The organism is Streptomyces sp. NPDC030798 (assembly GCF_055572275.1).
This window is the reverse complement of the sequence record NZ_JBVIDR010000039.1, coordinates 1-1007: the sequence shown is the minus strand read 5'-3', so window position 1 is coordinate 1007 and position 1007 is coordinate 1. Positions and strand designations below refer to the sequence as shown.

Genomic DNA, 1007 nt, shown 5'->3' with positions numbered 1-1007 from the left:
TGACGAAAGCCGGCGCCGTCTACGTCCCCCTCGACACCCGCTACCCCGCCGAACGCATCCGCCACGTCCTCCACGACACAGGCGCTGACCTACTGATCACCGACGAGGCATCCCGAGCACAACTACCGCCCGCATCAGCAGAGTTGCTCCTCCTCGACTCCATCGTCTGGGACGGCGAGGATCGCCCGGCGCCGAGTGTCACCGTCCACCCCGACGACGCGGCCTACGTGATGTACACCTCCGGCTCCACCGGCACCCCCAAAGGCATCACCGCCACCCACCGCAACGTCACCGCCCTCGCCCTCGACCCCCGCTTCGACCCCACCGCACACCAACGCGTCCTCCTCCACTCCCCCGCCGCCTTCGACGCCTCCACCTACGAACTCTGGGTCCCCCTCCTCAACGGAGGAACCATCATCACCGCACCACCCGGCGACCTCGACATCCCCACCCTCCACCACACCATCACCACCCACCACATCACCGCCCTCTGGCTCACCAGCTCCCTCTTCAACCTCCTCACCGACCACGCACCCCAAGCCCTCACCCACGTCCACCAACTCTGGACCGGCGGCGAAACCGTCAACCCCACCACCATCCAACGCATCCACCACACCTGCCCCCACCTCACCGTCATCAACGGCTACGGCCCCACCGAAACAACCACCTTCGCCACCCACCACCCCCACAACAACACACCCACCGTCCCCATCGGCCGCCCCCTCGCCAACACCCGCACCTACATCCTCGACACCCACCTCAAACCCGTACCCCCCGGCGTCACCGGCGAGCTCTACATCGCCGGCACCCACCTCACCCGCGGCTACCTCAACCAACCCGCCCTCACCGCACAACGCTTCGTCGCCGACCCCCACACCCCCGGCCAACGCATGTACCGCACCGGCGACCTCGCCCGCCACAACCCCGACGGCAACCTCGAATACATCGGCCGCACCGACCACCAAATCAAAATCCGCGGCTTCCGCATCGAACCCGGCGAAATCGAA

The 1007-nt window shown here is 67.1% G+C and carries 1 protein-coding gene; it reads left to right on the top strand.

Annotation, left to right across the window (positions count from 1 at the left end):
* Positions 1-1007: amino acid adenylation domain-containing protein (locus ACZ404_RS36860; protein ID WP_468447761.1), on the top strand; the 1007-nt coding region annotated here is incomplete at both ends.